This window comes from Bradyrhizobium sp. ARR65 (assembly GCF_000472385.1).
Classification (GTDB): Bacteria; Pseudomonadota; Alphaproteobacteria; order Rhizobiales; family Xanthobacteraceae; genus Bradyrhizobium.
Map to the genome: position 1 here is coordinate 265,068 of NZ_AWZU01000004.1, position 16,890 is coordinate 281,957.

A 16,890-nucleotide genomic window follows, 5' to 3' on the forward strand; every position below is an offset into this window, starting at 1 on the left:
ATAAATTGTTTTTGCGCGGGTGAGGAGCTGCGGATTTAGGCATTGTGTTTTCCAGAAGAACGTTGCGGCAGAAGACCTCTCTTTGTTGGGCAGAAATGCGTGACGTGAAATGGTCTCGTCACAAAACGGCATACTAACCCAACAATATTATCCGCCGCTTCAAGTGATGCGTACCCCGCCTTGGGGGGCGGACAATGATGATCAGTGTAAGAGCAGCGGCGTATCTCGCCTTGCTGGCGCTTTTGCTCGGCGCAAATCCGTCGAGCGCCGGAGCGCTTGACGATGCAATTGAACGTTATCGACCCTACATGGTCGATGGCATTGGCGATGCGCTCGCAGGCGTGCGGGCGCTGCGGGAGCGTGCCGCCGCCAAGGATCTCGCTGGCGCGAAGAGAGCGTGGATCTCCGCACGTGCGGGTTGGGAACGCTCCGAAGTATTCACCGCAGGGTTCGTTCCCGAGCTCGACGCGCTGATCGACGCCTGGCCTAACGCGAACAGCGGCTTCCATGCCGTTGAGGCACGACTGTTCGGCGCAGGTAAAACCGACGTTGACAATGATGCCGCCGCATTGGTCGGTCATCTCGACGATCTCTATGGAAAGCTTCGCGATATGCCACTCACGCCGCAGGGCCTGCTGGATGGCATCGTTCGCCTCGCGTACGAGGTCGGTGAAAGCAAGGCTGACGGCGGAGAATCTCGGATCAGCGGCACGTCGCTCGACGACATGCGCAACAACGTGGCCGGCATCGAGTTCGCCCATCGCACGATCTTCGCGGATGCGTTGCGGGCGGCCGACGGCGGGCTCGCCGATACGGCGTCGGCCAAGATCGAACAACTCAAGACGATCGTGGCGGCGCCAGATCTGCCACATGTCGACATACCCAAGCTGCGTCGCGTCAGCGAGGAACTCGTGATCGTGTTGCAGGCTGGATCGGCCAAATTGGGCTTGCAGCGGCCCACGCTGGAGGCTCAGTCGCGATGATCGGTCGTCAAGCTATCGGCGTGATCCTATCCAGCCTACTGATCGCCGGACTGCTTGGCCGGGCAGTGGCCTTTCCGGTCGACGGTGACCAGACTGTCTTGCCGGCAAAGACCGAACTCAACGAAGACGCGCTGGATAAGCCGCGCGAAGTGTTTCGGTCCGAGCTCGCCGGCGGCAAGTCCTATCTCATCAGTCTCGGCAATTTGGCGTTCAATTCCCCCGCAATACTCGGCGGTGTTGCGCGGCAAGCGAGCGTGAGCTGCGGGACATGCCATGTCAACGGCGCCGGTAACGCCAAGTTCTTCATGCCCAAAATGTCGACGCGGCCGGGCAATTTCGATACGACCGGCCCGTTGTTCAATCCGAAGGCCAACAACTTTGTGCTCGATCCTGTGAGGATCCCGAGCCTGCGCGGCGCACGCTATCTTGCGCCTTACGGACAGGACGGGCGCATGGCATCCCTGCGGGATTTCGTTCGCAATGTCATCGTCAACGAGTTCGCAGGGCCAGAGCCGTCGCCTGCCATTGTGGATGCCATTGTCGCTTATATCCAGGACATTGATTTTCTGCCAAATCCGAGTCTCGGTCCGGGCGGACACCTGGTCGGCAATATCAGCGATTCGGAGCGCCGCGGAGAGCTGCTGTTCTCCAAGCCGTTTCCGCATGATCCTGGCATGAGCTGCGCCGGCTGCCATGTTCCATCGGGAGCATTTGTCGATCACCAGCAGCATGACGTCGGCTCCGGCGGTCTCTTCAAGACGCCGACGTTGCGCAATGCCGACTTCAACGCACCGTATTTCCACGACGGCCGCTACGACACTTATGATCAGGTGGTTGCACATTTCGATCGTGTCTTCGATCTCGGCTTGTCGGCTCAAGATCGCAAGGATTTGGTCGCCTATCTCACCGCCGTTGGCGATGGCGTTCAGCCTTACGAACATGAGGGCGCCGGTGCGACGTTGACGGAAATCAATGACTTCAATAACGTGCTGGCAAGTGCGATCCCCGCCCAGGACAAGGACATCGTTGCGCTCGCCGTCGACACGATTGGCAATGAGCTGCGTGAATTGACCGAGCAATATCCCGATCGGAAGAATACCAGCGTATCCGGCGGCGAACAGGAGCGCGTGCTTGCGCGTAACGCGCTCAAAGAGCTCGTGCTTATATTGCGCCGCATCGACGTGGAAGTCGGCGATGGCCGAAGCTCCGATGCTGCAGCGGATTACAAGAACTATCGCTACTTGATGGCTGCGGCTGTTCCGGCGCTGCTCGCGGGTGCGGAGCGCTGGTCGTTGTTCAATCCGGAAGTGCACGATGCACACTACGCTGCCCTGCGTCAGGTCCTGCAGTCGAAGCATACGTCGCGCTAGAGCATTCCGGCGTCCGGTCAATCACAACTGATCTCGAAGAGCATCGCGTGAACGAGCCAGCGCTCACGCGCGCTCCGCGGCGGGGATTGTGGAGCCGTCCGTCCGCGAAAAGCGATGCGCGGACCGAAACACCTATTGCGCGGCGTTATTCCTCTGCCGCGGGAGAAATCGTCGGAGCGCCATGCGCACAGGGACTCAGGTCGTAAGCGCATCGGGTCGCGAGCAGCCGGACACGATCAGCGTTGTTGCTACTCCGCAGTAAGTTGTGAGCGCTGTTGATTGCAGCGACTTTCTTTCGCGCTTTCACAACAACGATAAGCCTGCGTCATGTTGACACACTACACACGCGACGCTAACCGCAAACTCTCTGGGGTCGACAATGACTTTCAATTTGAAGAAGAGGTGGCGAACCACCACCGCGCTGTGTGCTGTCTCGACGCTGGCGATCGTGACGGCAGCCTATGCGGGCTCCTATCCGAATGGCCGCAGCAGTTGGGACACGCGTGCGCATCCTAACCGCTATACCGTGATCCAGAATATCTTCTCGAAGATCCAGGCCGATACCGACAAGGCCAACAAGAGCAAGGATCCGACGGAGACGATCAAGACGGCGTCGCCGATCAAGCACGTCATCATCCTCATCGGCGAAAACCGCGGGCTGGATCACACCTTCGGTGCCTACAAGCCGAAGGGGAAGGGGCAGACCATCTCCAACCTGCTTTCGAAGGGTATCGTCAACGAGGATGGCTCGCCTGGTCCGAACTACGCTCAAGCGCAGCAGTTCTCAGTCGCGGCGCAGCCGTCGTACTACATCGGCGCTCCGGCCATCGGCAAGTCGCCCTATAATGCCACCAACGCGATGCCGCAGCCCAACACCAACGGGGCTCCGAGCGCGCAGAGCGATACTGGTGCTCCGTTCAAGACGATCGCTGAAGCGAGCGTCGAGAAGGACATGGATCCGAGCGACCTCGACATCTTGACCACTGGCGCGACCGGCCTTGCGACCGGCGTAACCGATACCCGCGTGCCGGGCGCGGGCGGCCTGACCGGGCCGTATCCGCTGCAGGGCCCGCAGATCAGCGACGACGATTACACTGGCGACACCACCCATCGGTTCTATCAGGATTGGCAGCAAGATGATTGCAGCGCCGCCAATGTCACGAAGTCCAACAACTCCGGCTGCTTGAACGATCTGTTCCCGTTCGTGATGGCGACCTACTCGTCGTCCAACAAGAGCATGGGCAACTCGATGGGGTTCTATAACGCCGAGCAGGAGCAGGCGCCGATCTTGAAGATGCTGGCGGACCGGTTCACGCTTGATGACAACTTCCATCAGTCGTTCCATGGCGGCACCGGCGCCAACCACTTCATGCTCGGCACTGGCGATGCGGCCTACTGGAGCGATGGCCAGGGAAATCCGACCACCCCGCCCGCGAACGCGATCGCGAACCCGAATCCGGTTTCTGGCACCGTCAACCGCTACACAGTTGACGGCAACTTCAGCAATTGCGCTGACGTGTTCCAGCCGGGCGTGAAGCCGATCGTGAGCTATCTGGAGAATCTGCCCTACGCGGCCGAGCCGAACTGCAAGCCCAACCACTACTACATGCTCAACAACGTCAATCCCGGCTACCTGCCGAACGGTGCGTTGTCGGGCGGCAGCAATCTGCCACCGTCGTCGGTGCGCAACATCGGCGACGCTCTGAACGAGAAGAAGATCGCCTGGGCCTATTACGGCGGCGCTTATAACGACGCTGTGGCGCTCTCGAACGCTGCCGTCGCAGCGAACCCGGGCAACCCGAACCTGTCGGCCGCGGCGCTCGCCGATCCGGCTCACGCGCTCGGCGTGGCCTACTGCCAGATCTGCAACCCGTTCCAGTATGCGACCTCCATCATGGCCGATCCCACCGTGCGGCAGGCGCATATCAAGGATACTGCCGATCTGATCACGGCAATCCAGAACAACACCCTCCCTGCGGTGTCGTTCGGCAAGCCGGACGGTCTGCTCGACGGCCATCCGCAGAGCTCGAAGGTTGACCTGTTCGAGGCCTATGTGCTGAATGTTCTGGGCGCCCTCGACGCCAATCCGCAGTTGAAGGCGGAAACTGCGGTGTTCGTCACCTGGGATGAAGCTGGCGGTTATTGGGACTCGGGTTACATCCAGTCGATCGACTTCTTCGGCGACGGCCCGCGCATCCCGATGCTGATCCTTTCGCCGTATTCGACCGGCGGCAAGGTCTACCACAATTACGGCGATCATGTTTCGCTGCTGAAGTTCATCGAGCGCAACTGGGGCTTGCAGCCGCTCACAAACCGCAGCCGCGACAACCTGCCGAACCCGACCTTCACGAAGAACAACCAGTATGTACCGACGAACAGCCCGGCGCTGACTGACTTGTTCGACGCGTTCGACTTCAGCAAACCGGTCAACATTTCCTACACGGAGTGATCGGCGCTGATCGTCACGACGTGATCGTGATTTGATTGACTTGGCGCCGATCGGGCCGAATCGCCCGGTCGGCGCGCTAACCATGCAGGCCGAGGGTGCGGCCGCGTGTTGCGTAGTGAGTATCGAATATGAAGGTGCCCAGAAGTTGGATATCCGTGGTGCGATGCTGGGCACGGTGGTGCATGCTCGCCCTGATAAGTCTTTTGCCGAGCGCAGGGGTTTTTGCCGAGGGCCAGCAACCGACATTCTCCGACAAGCTCGTCATCAAACAGGGCAACGCCTCGCCCGCGCCCGCGGGCCAATTGCTCGTCTCCGCTGAGAAGGTGCGGATCGAGACGCCGGATTTGCCGGACGGTTTCTTCCTGATCGACGCAGCCAGGCCGAGCGCTTATTTCGTCCGGCCCGCCATGCGCGTGTACATGGAAGCGCGCCAAACCAGCCGGCTTACGAGCCTCTTCGTGCCTGTCGATCCCGATGATCCCTGCCGGCGATGGCAAATGATGGCGCACCTCGCAGGTGTGACAGAGCACAACGACTGGCATTGTGAGCGCCTCGGCGAGGAGACGATCGGTGGACGAAGCGCGATTGCCTATCGCGCCGTCTCCGGCTCGGACGATCAATTTCTCGGCTGGATTGACCCGCTGCTCAAGTTTCCGGTGCGGGTCCAGACGAAGGACGGCACCGTCATCGCCACCGATGACGTCCGGGAGGAGATGCAGCCCGCATCGCTTCTGGAGCTGCCCTCTGACTTTCGGAAGTTCGATCCCGCGATGCTCGTTAAGCAGATCAAACAGAGCGACGTTTGGGTCGAGCCGCGCTAGAGCCAAGGCGTTGAGTGTCGCGATTGCCCTTGCTGTGCGAAAAGCTTTGATGCGGTAGCTCTACGCTTGGACGCGAGAGTGCGCCTTCAACGATAACGTCTTTATCGCGCCGAAACGGGCCGATCAGTGTGCGCGCACTTCCTGTAATGTGCCCGTCATACTCGTGAGGGAAGAGACAGATTGGTACGTGCCGGCCGGGCATGTAACGCGCGCAATGGCTTTGGGTGATGGACCGATACGGCTATTCGATTTTTTGTGACGATATTCGCAACGAGCCAGGAGGCAAGCTCAGCTTCATCGGCTGCTACAATGGCGTGATCTTCATCGCGGGCCAGTTTCCCCTGGTGCTTCCAAAACTCTGCGTGCACACGCATATCTTCTCGCCGGCGTCGCGGCCGTTCAAGTCGATTGCCGTGCGCTGCTATCTCCCCGGCGGTGACAGGCCCTTTGCCGAGGAGCCAATCGAGACCCCAAAATCGAGCGAACAGGCCGAATTGGTCGCTAATCTTAGAACCGATACAGGCGCGCCACTCTATATCGTCGCGGCGACGAGCCTGATTTTCACGCCGCTGGAAGTGCGCTGTCCCGGCCTCATGCGCATAAGGGGCTTCATCGATGCCGAACAGGGAGTTCGGCTCGGCTCGCTGCGCATTGAGCACGCGCCCTGATCTAACCCTCAGGTCTGTCGTAGTAGCGCGTTTGTTGCCCGGTGCGCATGAGATCAGCGCATGTCCGATCGCGGCTGTCATTCGGCCGTTAGGTTAACAATGATTTAACGCGCGGTGAGGGCGGCGATCCCCGCCGGCCCCGCTTTGGAAAACAAGGGACTACGTTCCATGAAAACGACGATGACTGCCCTGGCGCTCATCCTGGTGAGCGTGCCGGCGGCCTACGCCGCGGGTTCGCTCACCAATGAATCCTTCGTCGAGCAGATCGGCAGCGGGAATGACGCGACGATCACGCAAAAGAATGGCAACAACGGCCAGGCCACCTTTCAGGCAGGCAAGAAGAATTCGGTCATTACCGATCAGGTGAGCAAGCTTGCCGGGGGCAAGAACACCTCCGGCAACGTTCAGGTCGGCAAAGGCAACACTGCTTCAACCGGGCAAACCAACACGCCTCCAAACTCACAGTTCACGACGGCGACGTTCACCAACAACTCGTTCAGCGCACAGTATGGTATTAAGAACGACGTCATCGTCGACCAGTCTGGCGGCAAGAACAGCCAGGGCGCCTTGCAGGTCGGCAAGAAGAACGTGGCGGGTGTAGCGCAGTCGGACACCAGTGTCACGGCCGCTTCCGCCTCTCCGGTTGGCGGTGCCAACACCTCGTTCACAGGTCAGTTCGGCAACAAGAATACGGCCGCCGCAATCCAGACGAGCGCGGATGGCACCAGCGGCGCCGGGCAGTTCGAGACCGGCCACAGCAACGCATCTGCCACCATGCAGATTGGCGACAAGAATGAAGCCGGCACACAGCAGACCTCGGTCGGCGGTACGGCGCAAGGCCCAAGGAACGTTGCGGCGACAGTTCAGGTCGGCCACGGCAATTTGGAGACCACGACCCAGGGCGGCAGCGTTGCCGGTGCATTCGGCGCTACGACTGAAGATCAGGTGGCGAACTATACGAACGCTTCGTTCTTGAGCCAGGTCGGTACCAAGAACGTCGCGCAGGTCGATCAGGAGAATGGGGCGAACACTCAGGCCACGTTCCAGGTAGGCTCCAAGAACAGCGCTACGATCAATCAGCAGACGCAGACCTTCGGCACCGGAAATGGCGCCAACAACGCCGTGACGACCCAGATTGGCACACGGAACATGGCCAATGTCGGTCAGTCGATGGCCGTTCCGCTGGCGCTCGGTAACAACAACTCGCTGATCACTCAGATCGGCGGCTCCAACGTCGTGAACGCTGCGCAAAGCGTCGGTCAGCAGGCCTCTGCCGGCAACAACACGCAGGTTGCGCTGCAAGTCGGCGTTGGCAATTCGCTCTCGCTGGTGCAGGCGACCGGGGCGAACGTCACGAACACCTCATTCACTGCGCAGTACGGTTCGCACAATAGCGCATCGGTGTCGCAGAGGTGATGAAAGCAGGCGGCGGACCCAACGTCCGCCGCCTGTCTCTTCAATCCTGGAATAGCCGAACCTCCTCGCGGTCAGTCGTTCGGGAGTTTGGGTGCGATGATCCTGACCGGCTGATAGCCGATGGTCGACGTCGTTGGCGCGATGTTCTGTCCCACCGCCGTTTCGGAGCGGCGGAGTTCGAGCGTGATCTCCCGGTCCAGAGCCCAGGCGATGTCTGCAAGGGAGCGCAAGGTTATTTCAGCTTCGCCCGATAATTGACGATTGATGTTCGATCGGGCGGTCTGCAGTCGTCGCGCGAGCTCATGCTGCGTCAGGCCAGCGCGCTTCTCTTCCATGACCGCCTTAAGGAGCTCCCGGCGCACCCGTCCCATGAATCTGGCAGCCTTTCGGGATCGTGCATCGATGTCAAACCGAAACAACGTCATCAGGTGCAACCCCCTTTACGCAAAGCGTCGCATCGATGCCGAGTTCGCGACGCAGCCGTCGGATAGCGATGCGGTAACCCCGATAGAGATCATGGTCCTTTATTGTGTCAGTCCAATTTCCGAACGCGGCAACGAAGCAGTCCTTCGCCATGAACCATCCAAAAATCCGGACGTCCGGCGTCTTCAGCTCCCAAACGGCATTGTCCTCAGCGCGGATGGCACGGAATTGCCTTGTAAAGATGAGCTGCGCGCCGCTCAAGAACGAATAGAAGAGGTCGTCGATCTGTTCGGCCGCGGACATGTGCCCGATGCGGTGAGGAGGCTCGGCGCCGTCAAGCACGTGCCGGAGCCACTCGACGAACTGTGGCGTCGCGTACAGCAAACGAAGCGGCTGATCGCGTGGCGCAAGATCGAGCTCGATCCTTATGATCGCCCCGCTGTTCACGAGATCTGAGATGGTCGTCATGAACCTAACGATCAACGCTCGAGCCAGATGTAGATCCGCTCAGTTGCCATTGCCGGATTTCATCCGACTATTGCGCCGCATTTATGGATATCAGCTGCGCGTAAGTGATGGGCGATCATCGTGTCGACGGCTTGACTGTCAAAAAAGGGCAAAGAACGGTCGATAGTTTCGCCGCAAAGTTACCGCACCTGCGGTCCTTTGATGAGGTGGAGTCCGATGCAGATGGCGGCGACTGCTGCGATAGAGTGTACGATTCGCGCCGAGCCGGACAACAAATTCCTGCGGCTCGCGGCTATCGCGCGCTCCGCTACGGCAGCCAGCGGCCGCTACGACTTCCTGATCATCAAGCGCAGCGAGACTGGAAGCAGCAAGAACGTGCAGAGCGGTACCTTCATTCTGCAGGGCTGCCGGGAACAGGTTCTGACGACGGTCGCCCTGGACCGCTCCGCCATCGGCAATTATCGCGCCGAGCTCGCTCTTCAATCGGATCATGAGAGGTTCACGTGCACTTCACCTTAAGACCGCAGGCGTCGCTTCGAGCCGGGCTGGCTGCCATTCTGATGATCGCCGGTTCGCCCGCGTTCGCCGAGTCGGCTTACATCACGCAGGTGAATCCGAGGGCGGCGAGCACGACGTCAGGAATGGCGTCGCAACCGGTTCAGATGATCCCGGCCGCTGGCTACGCGCCGCATCAGGCGGCTTTCGTTCCAACGCCTGAGACGACACGTCCTGCGCGGAGCGGAAACTTTGCCGAGACGATCCAGATCGGAAGTTTCAACCGTGTATCGCAGTTGCAGTCGGGCGGAAACAATTTTTCCAATGTCGGCGTGATCGGCGGAAAGGACAATAATGTCGGTGTGTGGCAGGCAGGCCGCGATTTCTCGAACCTGAATTTGATCAACACGCAGGGCCTTTCCGTTGCCGTCATCCAGCCGCCTGGCGCCGCGCCGCTGAACATGCTGATCGCGCGGCTCCCCAATGGAGGCCTGTTGGTCAAACGATGACAAATTAAGATCAGAGCCAGAGTATCAGTCGAGGTATGTTGTAATGCGTAAGATTTATTGGATCATTCCGGCCATCATGGTGCTGGGCTTCGCCGGTCAGTCGGCGGCTTTCGCATCGGAGATGGTTTATCACCCCGTCAATCCGACGTTCGGCGGCAACCCGCTGAACGGAAGTTCTTTGCTCTCTCAGGCTCAGGCGCAAGGCGAGGGCGTCAAGTCCGGCTCGCAAGGTCCGGATCTCTCCGGTCTCAGCAGTGCCCTGAGCAATCTTGGTTCTGGCGCGGTGATTATCGGCGGGAGCGGAACGGGAACGACAAGCAGCGGGAGCAGCAGCACCAGCGGTACGACGACCACCAACGCTGCCCGCGGTCTCGTTCCTTAGCGGAAGCTGCGCCGGATCTCGCGCTGGATTTCAACACATGAGCAGACATTCTTGGAGCATCGCCGCGGTTGCGATGCTCTCCTTGAGTCTGGCCGGCTGCATGAGCGGCTCGGCCAAGGATCCCATGGCAAAGCCCGCCACGCTCGTGCCGGACACGAAGACGGGGCTGGTCCTTGAGAACCTGCCGCCGCCGCGGCGAAAGCTGGATGTATCGGTCTACAACTTTCCCGACCTGACCGGGCAGAACAAGCCGAACGACAACTTTGCCGAATTCTCCCGCGCGCTCACCCAGGGCGCGAGCGCGGTCCTGATCGACGTGCTCACCAAAGCCGGAGGAGGAGCGTGGTTCAACGTGGTCGAACGGAACGATCTGCAGCCGCTGTTGCAGGAGCGTCAGATCATCCAGAACACGCGGACCGCTGCCGAAGGCGACAAGGCACCAACGCTTCCGCCGCTGCGTTTCGCGGGCGTGCTGTTGGAGGGCGGCATCATCGGCTATGACAGCGACGAAACGACGGGGGGCATCGGGGCCAACTATCTCGGGATCGGCGCCGACACCCAGTACAGGCAGGACATCATCACGGTCGCGCTGCGTGCGGTCAGCGTGCAGACCGGGCGTGTGCTGGCCTCCGTCACCACCACCAAGACGATCTATTCGGTACAGGTTCACAGTGCTGCGTTTCAGTTTGCGGCGGTCGATCAGCTCCTGCAGGCCGAGCTCGGATTCACCAAGAACTCTCCAGCGACTCTGGGTGTGCGGGAGGGCGTGCAACTCGCGGTCTATGCCCTGATCTTTGAAGGCGTGAAGAACCACCTTTGGGAGTTCAGGGATCGCGGGGCCGGCGAAGCGTTCATGCGCGAACTCGACAAGCAGCAGCAGGCCGCCTTCGTTCACCCCACCGCGATGGATACGCCGAAGAGCTAGCAACGAGCGGGCACGACCCTTGGCCCATCATTTACCGCGCCGGGGATCGTGTCTGCTGGGTGGCGGTGTAGCAGGCTTGTGACGAGGCGGCGTTCTGGGCATTGCAGGTCTCGGGCGTCGCCGGCGGTGAGGCTCCTCCGGCCGGGCTGACTGCCGGAGCCCCGACCTCAGGCGGCGGCTTGGTCTGAATGACGTTGCCCGGCGCCACATGGCCGCGCGATTGCTGGATATAGGCTTCAGAGGCTGCCATCGTCGGGAAGGGCGAGGATCGCGGCTCGGCGTGACCCAATAGGGCAGCGGAGAGCGTCGCCACGGCCGCCCATACTGCTGGCTGATTTGGTACCATCCGATTGCTCCTGGCGCATTTCATTTCACTGCCGTACGGCGGTGAAATAGGGCGCGTTTGTCTTCGTTTGATGACGTGTGATGAGAAGAACGCATGGCGTGATCCTGCCTCCACACCTTAAGCTTGTGGGCTCAAGCCTATCGCTACCGGGCAAACAGCCAAATGCCTACCCCGGCACCGGGTCGCCCGCTTAATTCGTCTAATTGCCGGGTCATGCTCCGTCCGTTGGGAGGAAATTATTCCGCGCAGGCGGGGCGGCAGAGCCGTCGGCTGCTAGGAACCCTGTGCGTTGCATCATCGTAGGACGATTTCGGCGAAGCCGCCCGCAATGGCTGGCTAGGCGCGCGGCGCTCGCCAACAAGTCTACACAAGTGCCTATATATTGATGCCGGCGTCTCAAGCCATGCTGGCACAAGCCAGCCAACCGGGAGGCAGTACCATGACGATAAGGCCAGACCCAACCCTCCACGCATCGCCGAAGCTTGCGATGGAAGCTCCGACGGAGAACTTCGCCTACACCGTCTTGCTGAGTCCGGATTTCTCCAAGCCCGACGCGCTCGCCGTCATCGACGTGAAGCCGGGTTCGCCGCACTACAGCCAGATCGTTCACACCGTGACGATGCCGAACAAGGGCGACGAATTTCATCACTTCGGCTGGAATGCGTGCTCGTCGGCATTGTCGCCGCTGTTTGGGCACGCCTTCATCGAACGACGTTACCTCATCGTTCCCGGTCTGCGGTCCTCGCGCATTTATATCATCGACACCAAGCCCGATCCCACGCAGGCCCGGATTCACAAGATCATCGAGCCCGAGGAGGTGTTCAAGAAAACAGGCTACTCGCGGCCGCACACCATCCACTGCGGGCCGGAAGGCATTTACGTGAGCACGCTGGGCGGCAGGGGCAAAGACGGTACTGACGGGCCTCCGGGCGTTTTCCTCATGGACTGCGAGACGTTTGAGGTACTCGGGCGCTGGGAGCTCGATCGCGGTCCGCAGAAGCTGCACTATGACTTCTGGTGGAATCTGCCGCGCGACTACATGGTGACGAGCGAATGGGCGCTCCCGCCGCAGTTCGAGAACGGCATCGTTCCGGAAGATTTGCTGTCGAACAAGTACGGCCACCGGCTCCACTTCTGGGATCTCAGGGAGCGGCGTCACGTTCAAACCCTCGACCTCGGTGCCAACCATCAGATGGCGCTCGAAGTGCGGCCCGCCCATGATCCCGCGCGCGAATATGGCTTCGTTGGTGTCGTGGTCGATACGACCAATCTTGAGGGTTCGATCTGGACCTGGTGGCGCGAGAATGGAAAATTCCATGTCGAGAAGACGGCGACGATTCCCGCCGAGCCCGCGCCGAAGGAGAAGCTTCCGCCGCTGCTCCAGGGCTTCGGCGCCGTGCCGCCGCTGGTGACCGACATCGATCTGTCGATGGACGATCGCTTCCTCTATGTCTCCTGCTGGGGGACCGGAGAAATGCGACAGTACGACGTGAGCGATCCCCACAAGCCGAAGCTTGCGGGCTCCGTACGCATCGGAGGCATCGCGCATCGCGCGCCGCATCCGAACGGCAAGCCGTTTGCGGGCGGCCCGCAGATGGTGGAAATCAGCCGAGACGGCAAGCGGGTCTATTGGACAAACTCGCTGTACTCGACGTGGGACGACCAGTTCTATCCAGACGGCGTTCCGGGCGTCGAAGTGATGGCGAACGCTGGCCCAAGCGGTGGCCTCGAACTTGCCGCGGATTATTTTGTCAGCTTCCCTGAAGGATATCGGGCCCATCAAATCCGGCTTGAAGGCGGCGACTGTTCGACCGATTCCTTCTGCTATCCCTCGGCCTGACAGTTGAGCGGGGCGGATTGGACGCCGGCCTGGCTTTGGCTGGCTGTCATAGCGAGCGGCCTCTATCATGGCATCAGTCCGGGAATGGGCTGGCCGCTCGCTGTTTCGGCCGGGCTGATGGAGCGAAGTCCGCGCGCGCTGTTCGCCGCACTCGGACCGCTGTCGGTCGGCCATCTGCTCGCAACGCTGTTGATGTTGCTGCCGTTTGCGCTGTTGCTGGTGCTCGCGAAATGGCAGCATCAGATCAGCACCTTTGCGAGTCTGCTGCTCATCGCGTTCGGCATGTTTCGGCTCTTGAACCGGCGCCACCCGCGCGCGCTGGCGCGAATACCGCCGGCGCAGCTCGGCCTCTGGTCGTTTGCGATCGCGCTCGCGCATGGTGCCGCGTTGATGCTCGTGCCGATCTATCTCGGTCTGTGCCAGGCATTCGCGCTGGATACCGGCCACGAGGCGGCCGGCGCGCTTATGGGGGCAAATCTCGGCATGGCGGTGCTGGTTGCGATTATCCACGTCGTAGCGATGATCGCCGCCGGCGGCAGCATGGCCTGGGCGGTTTACCGCTATCTCGGGCTGAAATTCGTTTCGCGTAGCTGGTTCAATCTCGAAGCAGGTTGGGCCGCCAGCCTCATCCTGGTCGGCGTTGCGGCGCTCGCGTTCAACCTCGCGGACTAGCGCCGAAACCGGCTCGATCAGCGAGCGATTGAGTGTCGCTCCACAATAGGCTTCGGACGCCAGCCTCAAGCCGCATTGGCGTCTTCCGGCGCTGCAACAAAAGGCGATGGCGGACGCTGACGATGTGCTCGAGGCCACCGCCCGGATCGAGGGCGGGGCCAAGCAGAATGCGCCGCTCTGCCCGCAGGGCGTGCCGCGACAGCCGGCTGGCGTTGCGGTCAGCGGCGTCACGCTTAGATAAACTCCGGTGCTGGCCTGCAGATCGAGTGTTCGCCGCGACAGCGGGCGGAGCGTGGAAAATCGGGACAGGGAAGTCGCACCGGTTTCTTGAACTTGTTGACGCGGTCGCTGTGCCGAACGCTATGGCCGGTCGGAACCTTGGAAGCTTGATGCCAGTCAATAATTACGTTTGGCGGGGCCGATAGTCTCACCCCAGCTCGCGAAAGGATGGCTTCGCCATGCTGTTTCAGAACCGAACCGATGCGGGCCGGCGGCTCGCGCAGGCGTTGCTCAAATACAAGGACCGGCATCCGGTCGTCCTGGCGCTGCCGCGCGGGGGTGTGCCGGTCGCAGCCGAGGTCGCGGCGGCGCTCGAGGCTTCGCTCGATCTGCTGCTGGTCCGCAAGATTGGCCTGCCGGATCAGCCGGAGCTTGCGATGGGGGCGGTCGCGGATGGTGAGGAGCCGATCATTATCCGCAACAGCGACGTCATCGAATTGTCCGGCATCAGCGCGAAGAGGTTCGATGCCGTCTGCAAAGAGGAGCTTGCCGAGATCGCGCGTCGGCGCAAACACTATCTGGGCGATCGGCCGCGGTCGGAGGTGAAGGATCATGTAACCATCGTCATTGATGACGGCGTCGCCACGGGTGCGACAACACTCGCGGCGATCAGGACGGTTCGGGTGCGGCAACCGAAGGAACTGGTGCTTGCGGTCCCCGTGGCGCCGCTCGACACCGTCGAGAAACTGCATGCCGAGGTCGACGCGCTGGTCTGTCTGGACACGCCCGAAGATTTTGGCGCAATCGGTTATTTCTATCGCGATTTTCATCAAGTCAGCGACGACGAGGTGATTGCTACGCTCAAGCGATTTCCCGCGAACAGGACGCAGGCGCCGTAGGGTCAGTGCACTTTTGGATTCGGGGTCCCGTGGTTCAAGACGGCGCGTTGCGCCTCCTCACCACGAGGATGTGAGAGCGCGCCACACGCGATGACCTCATCCTCTGAGGAGCTTGCGAAGCAGGCGTCTCGAAGGATGGGCCACAGCAGGAGCGCTTCCGCACTTCCTCGTTCTCGCGACGCTATCCGCATCCGAGTCTTGCAACATCCTTGTCCCTCCAGAAAATCGAGGGCGCAGGGAAGGCCGGGTGGCCGCATGCACCCGGGGCCCCCGCGCGAAAAAGCTGCGCGAGGTGCGCGTTGACCACAGGTACAGGCGGTAATCACACCGGCCTTCCCCGCGCAGTGGTTTACGGCTTACTTCGAGCTCTCCCCGGTGAGCCAGACTTTGTTGTCACCGTCATTGGCGAGATGCGCAAGCGATCTTCGCCAACTTAGCGCTAGCCTCGGGGCGCCAGGACCACACGACTTCGCCGTCCGCGTTGTCGCTGCTCGTCAGTTAGCACCAACGCGTCCACCGCATCCGCAAGCCCAACGTTCGTGACGATCGCGAAACGCCCCTCTTATTGGGCCGGGACATGCTAAGTAATCACATATTTCGGAAAAAAAGAAAGAGGAATATTTTTCGCGTCGTATCTGGACGACCCGAATCGGCTTGAAATGTTTCACAAAATCGGGTTTTTCGCGCCGTCGAATATGCGCATCGTGGGCAGCCCCATTCATGGGCAGCGAGTTCATGGTGCACGTCTTGAGGCTTCGGTGCTCGTTGTGCGATCAATCGCGTCAGGAACCAATTGAAACTATGATATGTTGGTAAGCATCACCGGCGAAGGCTCGAGTCCGTAGGCGTCGGTGGCTGAGAGACCGATCGCGCTCCCGCCTGCACAGAGAGGGAGAGCGTGTCAATGCAGGATCAGCACCGCGCAAAGGCCAATCTCGCACTGAACCAACTCATCGCCCAGACACGCGAACTGGTCAGAGAGGCGGCGCATCTGCTCCGCGAGCCGATACCGGACACGTTTTTGGGACGCAAAACTCAAGAGCCGTTTCCGATTGAGAATGGCAACAGAGATAACCTACGGTACTATGCGCGGACGTCGCGACGTCACGCCGAATGAAGAACTCGTCGGTCGAACTTGCAATCGCAGAGAGCAGTACGAAGCGGATATTGAGCCGCGCTCACCAGGCAGCTTTGCGAGCGGCGTCCTGGCCTAATGGGCGTTGTACAGCGGCATCCAATGCTCGCCGACTTTCGCGTAGGATCGTTTGACCGCCGCCCAAGCGGTGCGGTGGGCGATCTCTTCCTGCCGCGTGTCTCCTGCGTGCGAAGCGTAGGCGTGATTGAAAGCTTCGCGGTAAATGTCCTGCGCGTGTGCCGGCAGATGGTTGCGAACGGGCGGGGGCAGGTCGTCGTTGGAGCGATAGGGCATGATCGTCGCCTCGCGAGACTAAACCGGCTGCTCGAACTCTTCCTGCGAGTGGCCGAAGGTTGAAAGACTCTCTTCAAGATAATCACCGAGGAGCGGGATACCCAAAAGATACTCGGCCGTCCGTCTGTTGTGCGCGCGCGAGGCCTCGGCGCGCAGGTCCGGCCAATCGTCGAGACTGCCATCGCCCCGGCCGAGCCAGGTCAAGGCCACGAGGTCGACCTGCTCGTCCTCGTTCAGGGAGCGAATGATGGCGGTGAGTTCGGTCCGGACGGGATCGTCGGCGTGATCCTCCAGGACCGACAGCATGGCATCGTCGCTTGCGTTCGAGCCGGAGTCGGGATCGGTGACCACGTCCTTGACGTCGAACTGCCGGGCTTTGGCGAGGATCGCGGCGACTTTCGCCGGCGATATCGCAAGATCCGGGATTTCCTTCATGTACGACTCCCAAAGGCATCTATTTGGCGCATCATAGCCCCGGGCCAGGGCAGCGCTTGTTGATGAAGGTCAAATGGCGGCTTCGCAAAGTTCCGACAAGATGAACCGATCGGCCGGCTGGCGCTTGATCCGGGACAACGC

The 16,890-nt window shown here is 60.9% G+C and carries 20 protein-coding genes; 16 read left to right on the forward strand and 4 right to left on the reverse strand.

Annotated elements, in window-relative coordinates:
• Positions 1-194: 194 nt before the first annotated feature.
• From F758_RS0107585 to F758_RS0107610, 6 genes are all read left to right on the forward strand, one after another.
• Entirely contained in the window at positions 195-983 is a 789-nt protein-coding gene (locus F758_RS0107585; RefSeq protein WP_245286432.1) for an EfeM/EfeO family lipoprotein, read from the forward strand.
• Positions 980-2,353, forward strand: coding sequence for a cytochrome c peroxidase (locus tag F758_RS0107590; protein ID WP_024507300.1), 1,374 nt, complete (start codon positions 980-982; stop codon positions 2,351-2,353). The genes F758_RS0107585 and F758_RS0107590 overlap by 4 nt, the downstream gene beginning before the upstream one ends.
• A gap of 379 nt (positions 2,354-2,732) precedes the next feature.
• Positions 2,733-4,802, forward strand: a complete 2,070-nt coding sequence (locus tag F758_RS0107595) for a phospholipase C (RefSeq protein WP_024507301.1) — start codon at positions 2,733-2,735, stop codon at positions 4,800-4,802.
• A 182-nt stretch (positions 4,803-4,984) separates the two neighbouring features.
• Positions 4,985-5,623: a hypothetical protein gene (locus F758_RS43440; protein WP_051386733.1), complete on the forward strand. Its 639-nt coding sequence runs from the start codon at positions 4,985-4,987 to the stop codon at positions 5,621-5,623.
• Positions 5,624-5,850: 227 nt separating this feature from the next.
• Positions 5,851-6,291, forward strand: coding sequence for a hypothetical protein (locus tag F758_RS0107605; RefSeq protein ID WP_024507302.1), 441 nt, complete (start codon positions 5,851-5,853; stop codon positions 6,289-6,291).
• Between the two features lie 168 nt (positions 6,292-6,459).
• Complete coding sequence (locus tag F758_RS0107610) at positions 6,460-7,707, forward strand: hypothetical protein (RefSeq protein ID WP_024507303.1); 1,248 nt, start codon at positions 6,460-6,462, stop codon at positions 7,705-7,707.
• A gap of 71 nt (positions 7,708-7,778) precedes the next feature.
• Here F758_RS0107610 and F758_RS0107615 read toward each other — a convergent pair whose 3' ends face one another.
• A complete protein-coding gene (locus tag F758_RS0107615; protein WP_198026426.1) occupies positions 7,779-8,042 on the reverse strand; it encodes a helix-turn-helix domain-containing protein in 264 nt (87 codons plus the stop codon).
• 34 nt (positions 8,043-8,076) lie between these two features.
• Here F758_RS0107615 and F758_RS50735 point away from each other — a divergent pair, with 34 nt between their 5' ends.
• From F758_RS50735 to F758_RS0107640, 5 genes are all read left to right on the forward strand, one after another.
• On the forward strand, positions 8,077-8,586 hold the full coding sequence (locus tag F758_RS50735; RefSeq protein WP_198026427.1) for a hypothetical protein: 510 nt from the start codon (positions 8,077-8,079) through the stop codon (positions 8,584-8,586).
• A 234-nt stretch (positions 8,587-8,820) separates the two neighbouring features.
• Complete coding sequence (csgH, locus tag F758_RS0107625; protein ID WP_157449897.1) at positions 8,821-9,117, forward strand: curli-like amyloid fiber formation chaperone CsgH; 297 nt, start codon at positions 8,821-8,823, stop codon at positions 9,115-9,117.
• Positions 9,102-9,602, forward strand: a complete 501-nt coding sequence (locus tag F758_RS0107630; RefSeq protein WP_024507307.1) for a hypothetical protein — start codon at positions 9,102-9,104, stop codon at positions 9,600-9,602. The genes csgH and F758_RS0107630 overlap by 16 nt, the downstream gene beginning before the upstream one ends.
• Before the next feature lie 43 nt (positions 9,603-9,645).
• Entirely contained in the window at positions 9,646-9,984 is a 339-nt protein-coding gene (locus F758_RS0107635) for a curli assembly protein CsgF (RefSeq protein WP_024507308.1), read from the forward strand.
• 37 nt (positions 9,985-10,021) lie between these two features.
• Positions 10,022-10,909 carry a CsgG/HfaB family protein gene (locus tag F758_RS0107640; RefSeq protein WP_024507309.1) on the forward strand — a complete coding sequence of 296 codons (888 nt, stop codon included), beginning with the start codon at positions 10,022-10,024 and terminating at the stop codon, positions 10,907-10,909.
• A gap of 31 nt (positions 10,910-10,940) precedes the next feature.
• Here the strand turns inward: F758_RS0107640 and F758_RS0107645 are convergent, their stop codons facing one another.
• Positions 10,941-11,255: a hypothetical protein gene (locus F758_RS0107645; RefSeq protein ID WP_157449898.1), complete on the reverse strand. Its 315-nt coding sequence runs from the start codon at positions 11,253-11,255 to the stop codon at positions 10,941-10,943.
• Positions 11,256-11,694: 439 nt separating this feature from the next.
• Between F758_RS0107645 and F758_RS0107650 the strand changes: the two genes are divergently transcribed.
• From F758_RS0107650 to F758_RS0107670, 5 genes are all read left to right on the forward strand, one after another.
• Complete coding sequence (locus F758_RS0107650) at positions 11,695-13,095, forward strand: selenium-binding protein SBP56-related protein (protein ID WP_024507311.1); 1,401 nt, start codon at positions 11,695-11,697, stop codon at positions 13,093-13,095.
• A 3-nt stretch (positions 13,096-13,098) separates the two neighbouring features.
• Positions 13,099-13,767: a hypothetical protein gene (locus F758_RS0107655; protein ID WP_024507312.1), complete on the forward strand. Its 669-nt coding sequence runs from the start codon at positions 13,099-13,101 to the stop codon at positions 13,765-13,767.
• Between the two features lie 106 nt (positions 13,768-13,873).
• A complete protein-coding gene (locus F758_RS52735) occupies positions 13,874-14,008 on the forward strand; it encodes a hypothetical protein (RefSeq protein WP_283805849.1) in 135 nt (44 codons plus the stop codon).
• A gap of 217 nt (positions 14,009-14,225) precedes the next feature.
• Complete coding sequence (locus tag F758_RS0107665; RefSeq protein WP_024507313.1) at positions 14,226-14,885, forward strand: phosphoribosyltransferase; 660 nt, start codon at positions 14,226-14,228, stop codon at positions 14,883-14,885.
• Between the two features lie 904 nt (positions 14,886-15,789).
• Entirely contained in the window at positions 15,790-16,002 is a 213-nt protein-coding gene (locus F758_RS0107670; RefSeq protein WP_024507314.1) for a hypothetical protein, read from the forward strand.
• A 93-nt stretch (positions 16,003-16,095) separates the two neighbouring features.
• On the opposite strand, the gene F758_RS0107675 is transcribed toward F758_RS0107670, so the two are convergent.
• Positions 16,096-16,314: a ChaB family protein gene (locus F758_RS0107675; RefSeq protein ID WP_024507315.1), complete on the reverse strand. Its 219-nt coding sequence runs from the start codon at positions 16,312-16,314 to the stop codon at positions 16,096-16,098.
• A gap of 18 nt (positions 16,315-16,332) precedes the next feature.
• On the reverse strand, positions 16,333-16,749 hold the full coding sequence (locus F758_RS0107680; protein ID WP_051386739.1) for a DUF3775 domain-containing protein: 417 nt from the start codon (positions 16,747-16,749) through the stop codon (positions 16,333-16,335).
• Positions 16,750-16,890: the final 141 nt, after the last annotated feature.

Bases quoted from the DNA above. Each gene is read 5' to 3' on its own strand.
- F758_RS0107675 (WP_024507315.1), bottom strand. From the start codon at position 16,314: ATGCCCTATCGCTCCAACGACGACCTGCCCCCGCCCGTTCGCAACCAT.
- F758_RS0107645 (WP_157449898.1), bottom strand. From the start codon at position 11,255: ATGGTACCAAATCAGCCAGCAGTATGGGCGGCCGTGGCGACGCTCTCC.
- F758_RS0107595 (WP_024507301.1), top strand. From the start codon at position 2,733: ATGACTTTCAATTTGAAGAAGAGGTGGCGAACCACCACCGCGCTGTGT.
- F758_RS0107670 (WP_024507314.1), top strand. From the start codon at position 15,790: ATGCAGGATCAGCACCGCGCAAAGGCCAATCTCGCACTGAACCAACTC.
- F758_RS0107610 (WP_024507303.1), top strand. From the start codon at position 6,460: ATGAAAACGACGATGACTGCCCTGGCGCTCATCCTGGTGAGCGTGCCG.
- F758_RS0107680 (WP_051386739.1), bottom strand. From the start codon at position 16,749: ATGAAGGAAATCCCGGATCTTGCGATATCGCCGGCGAAAGTCGCCGCG.
- csgH (WP_157449897.1), top strand. From the start codon at position 8,821: ATGGCGGCGACTGCTGCGATAGAGTGTACGATTCGCGCCGAGCCGGAC.
- F758_RS0107665 (WP_024507313.1), top strand. From the start codon at position 14,226: ATGCTGTTTCAGAACCGAACCGATGCGGGCCGGCGGCTCGCGCAGGCG.
- F758_RS0107635 (WP_024507308.1), top strand. From the start codon at position 9,646: ATGCGTAAGATTTATTGGATCATTCCGGCCATCATGGTGCTGGGCTTC.
- F758_RS0107640 (WP_024507309.1), top strand. From the start codon at position 10,022: ATGAGCAGACATTCTTGGAGCATCGCCGCGGTTGCGATGCTCTCCTTG.
- F758_RS0107590 (WP_024507300.1), top strand. From the start codon at position 980: ATGATCGGTCGTCAAGCTATCGGCGTGATCCTATCCAGCCTACTGATC.
- F758_RS0107615 (WP_198026426.1), bottom strand. From the start codon at position 8,042: ATGGAAGAGAAGCGCGCTGGCCTGACGCAGCATGAGCTCGCGCGACGA.
- F758_RS52735 (WP_283805849.1), top strand. From the start codon at position 13,874: ATGGCGGACGCTGACGATGTGCTCGAGGCCACCGCCCGGATCGAGGGC.
- F758_RS43440 (WP_051386733.1), top strand. From the start codon at position 4,985: ATGCTCGCCCTGATAAGTCTTTTGCCGAGCGCAGGGGTTTTTGCCGAG.
- F758_RS0107605 (WP_024507302.1), top strand. From the start codon at position 5,851: ATGGACCGATACGGCTATTCGATTTTTTGTGACGATATTCGCAACGAG.
- F758_RS50735 (WP_198026427.1), top strand. From the start codon at position 8,077: ATGAATCTGGCAGCCTTTCGGGATCGTGCATCGATGTCAAACCGAAAC.
- F758_RS0107585 (WP_245286432.1), top strand. From the start codon at position 195: ATGATGATCAGTGTAAGAGCAGCGGCGTATCTCGCCTTGCTGGCGCTT.
- F758_RS0107650 (WP_024507311.1), top strand. From the start codon at position 11,695: ATGACGATAAGGCCAGACCCAACCCTCCACGCATCGCCGAAGCTTGCG.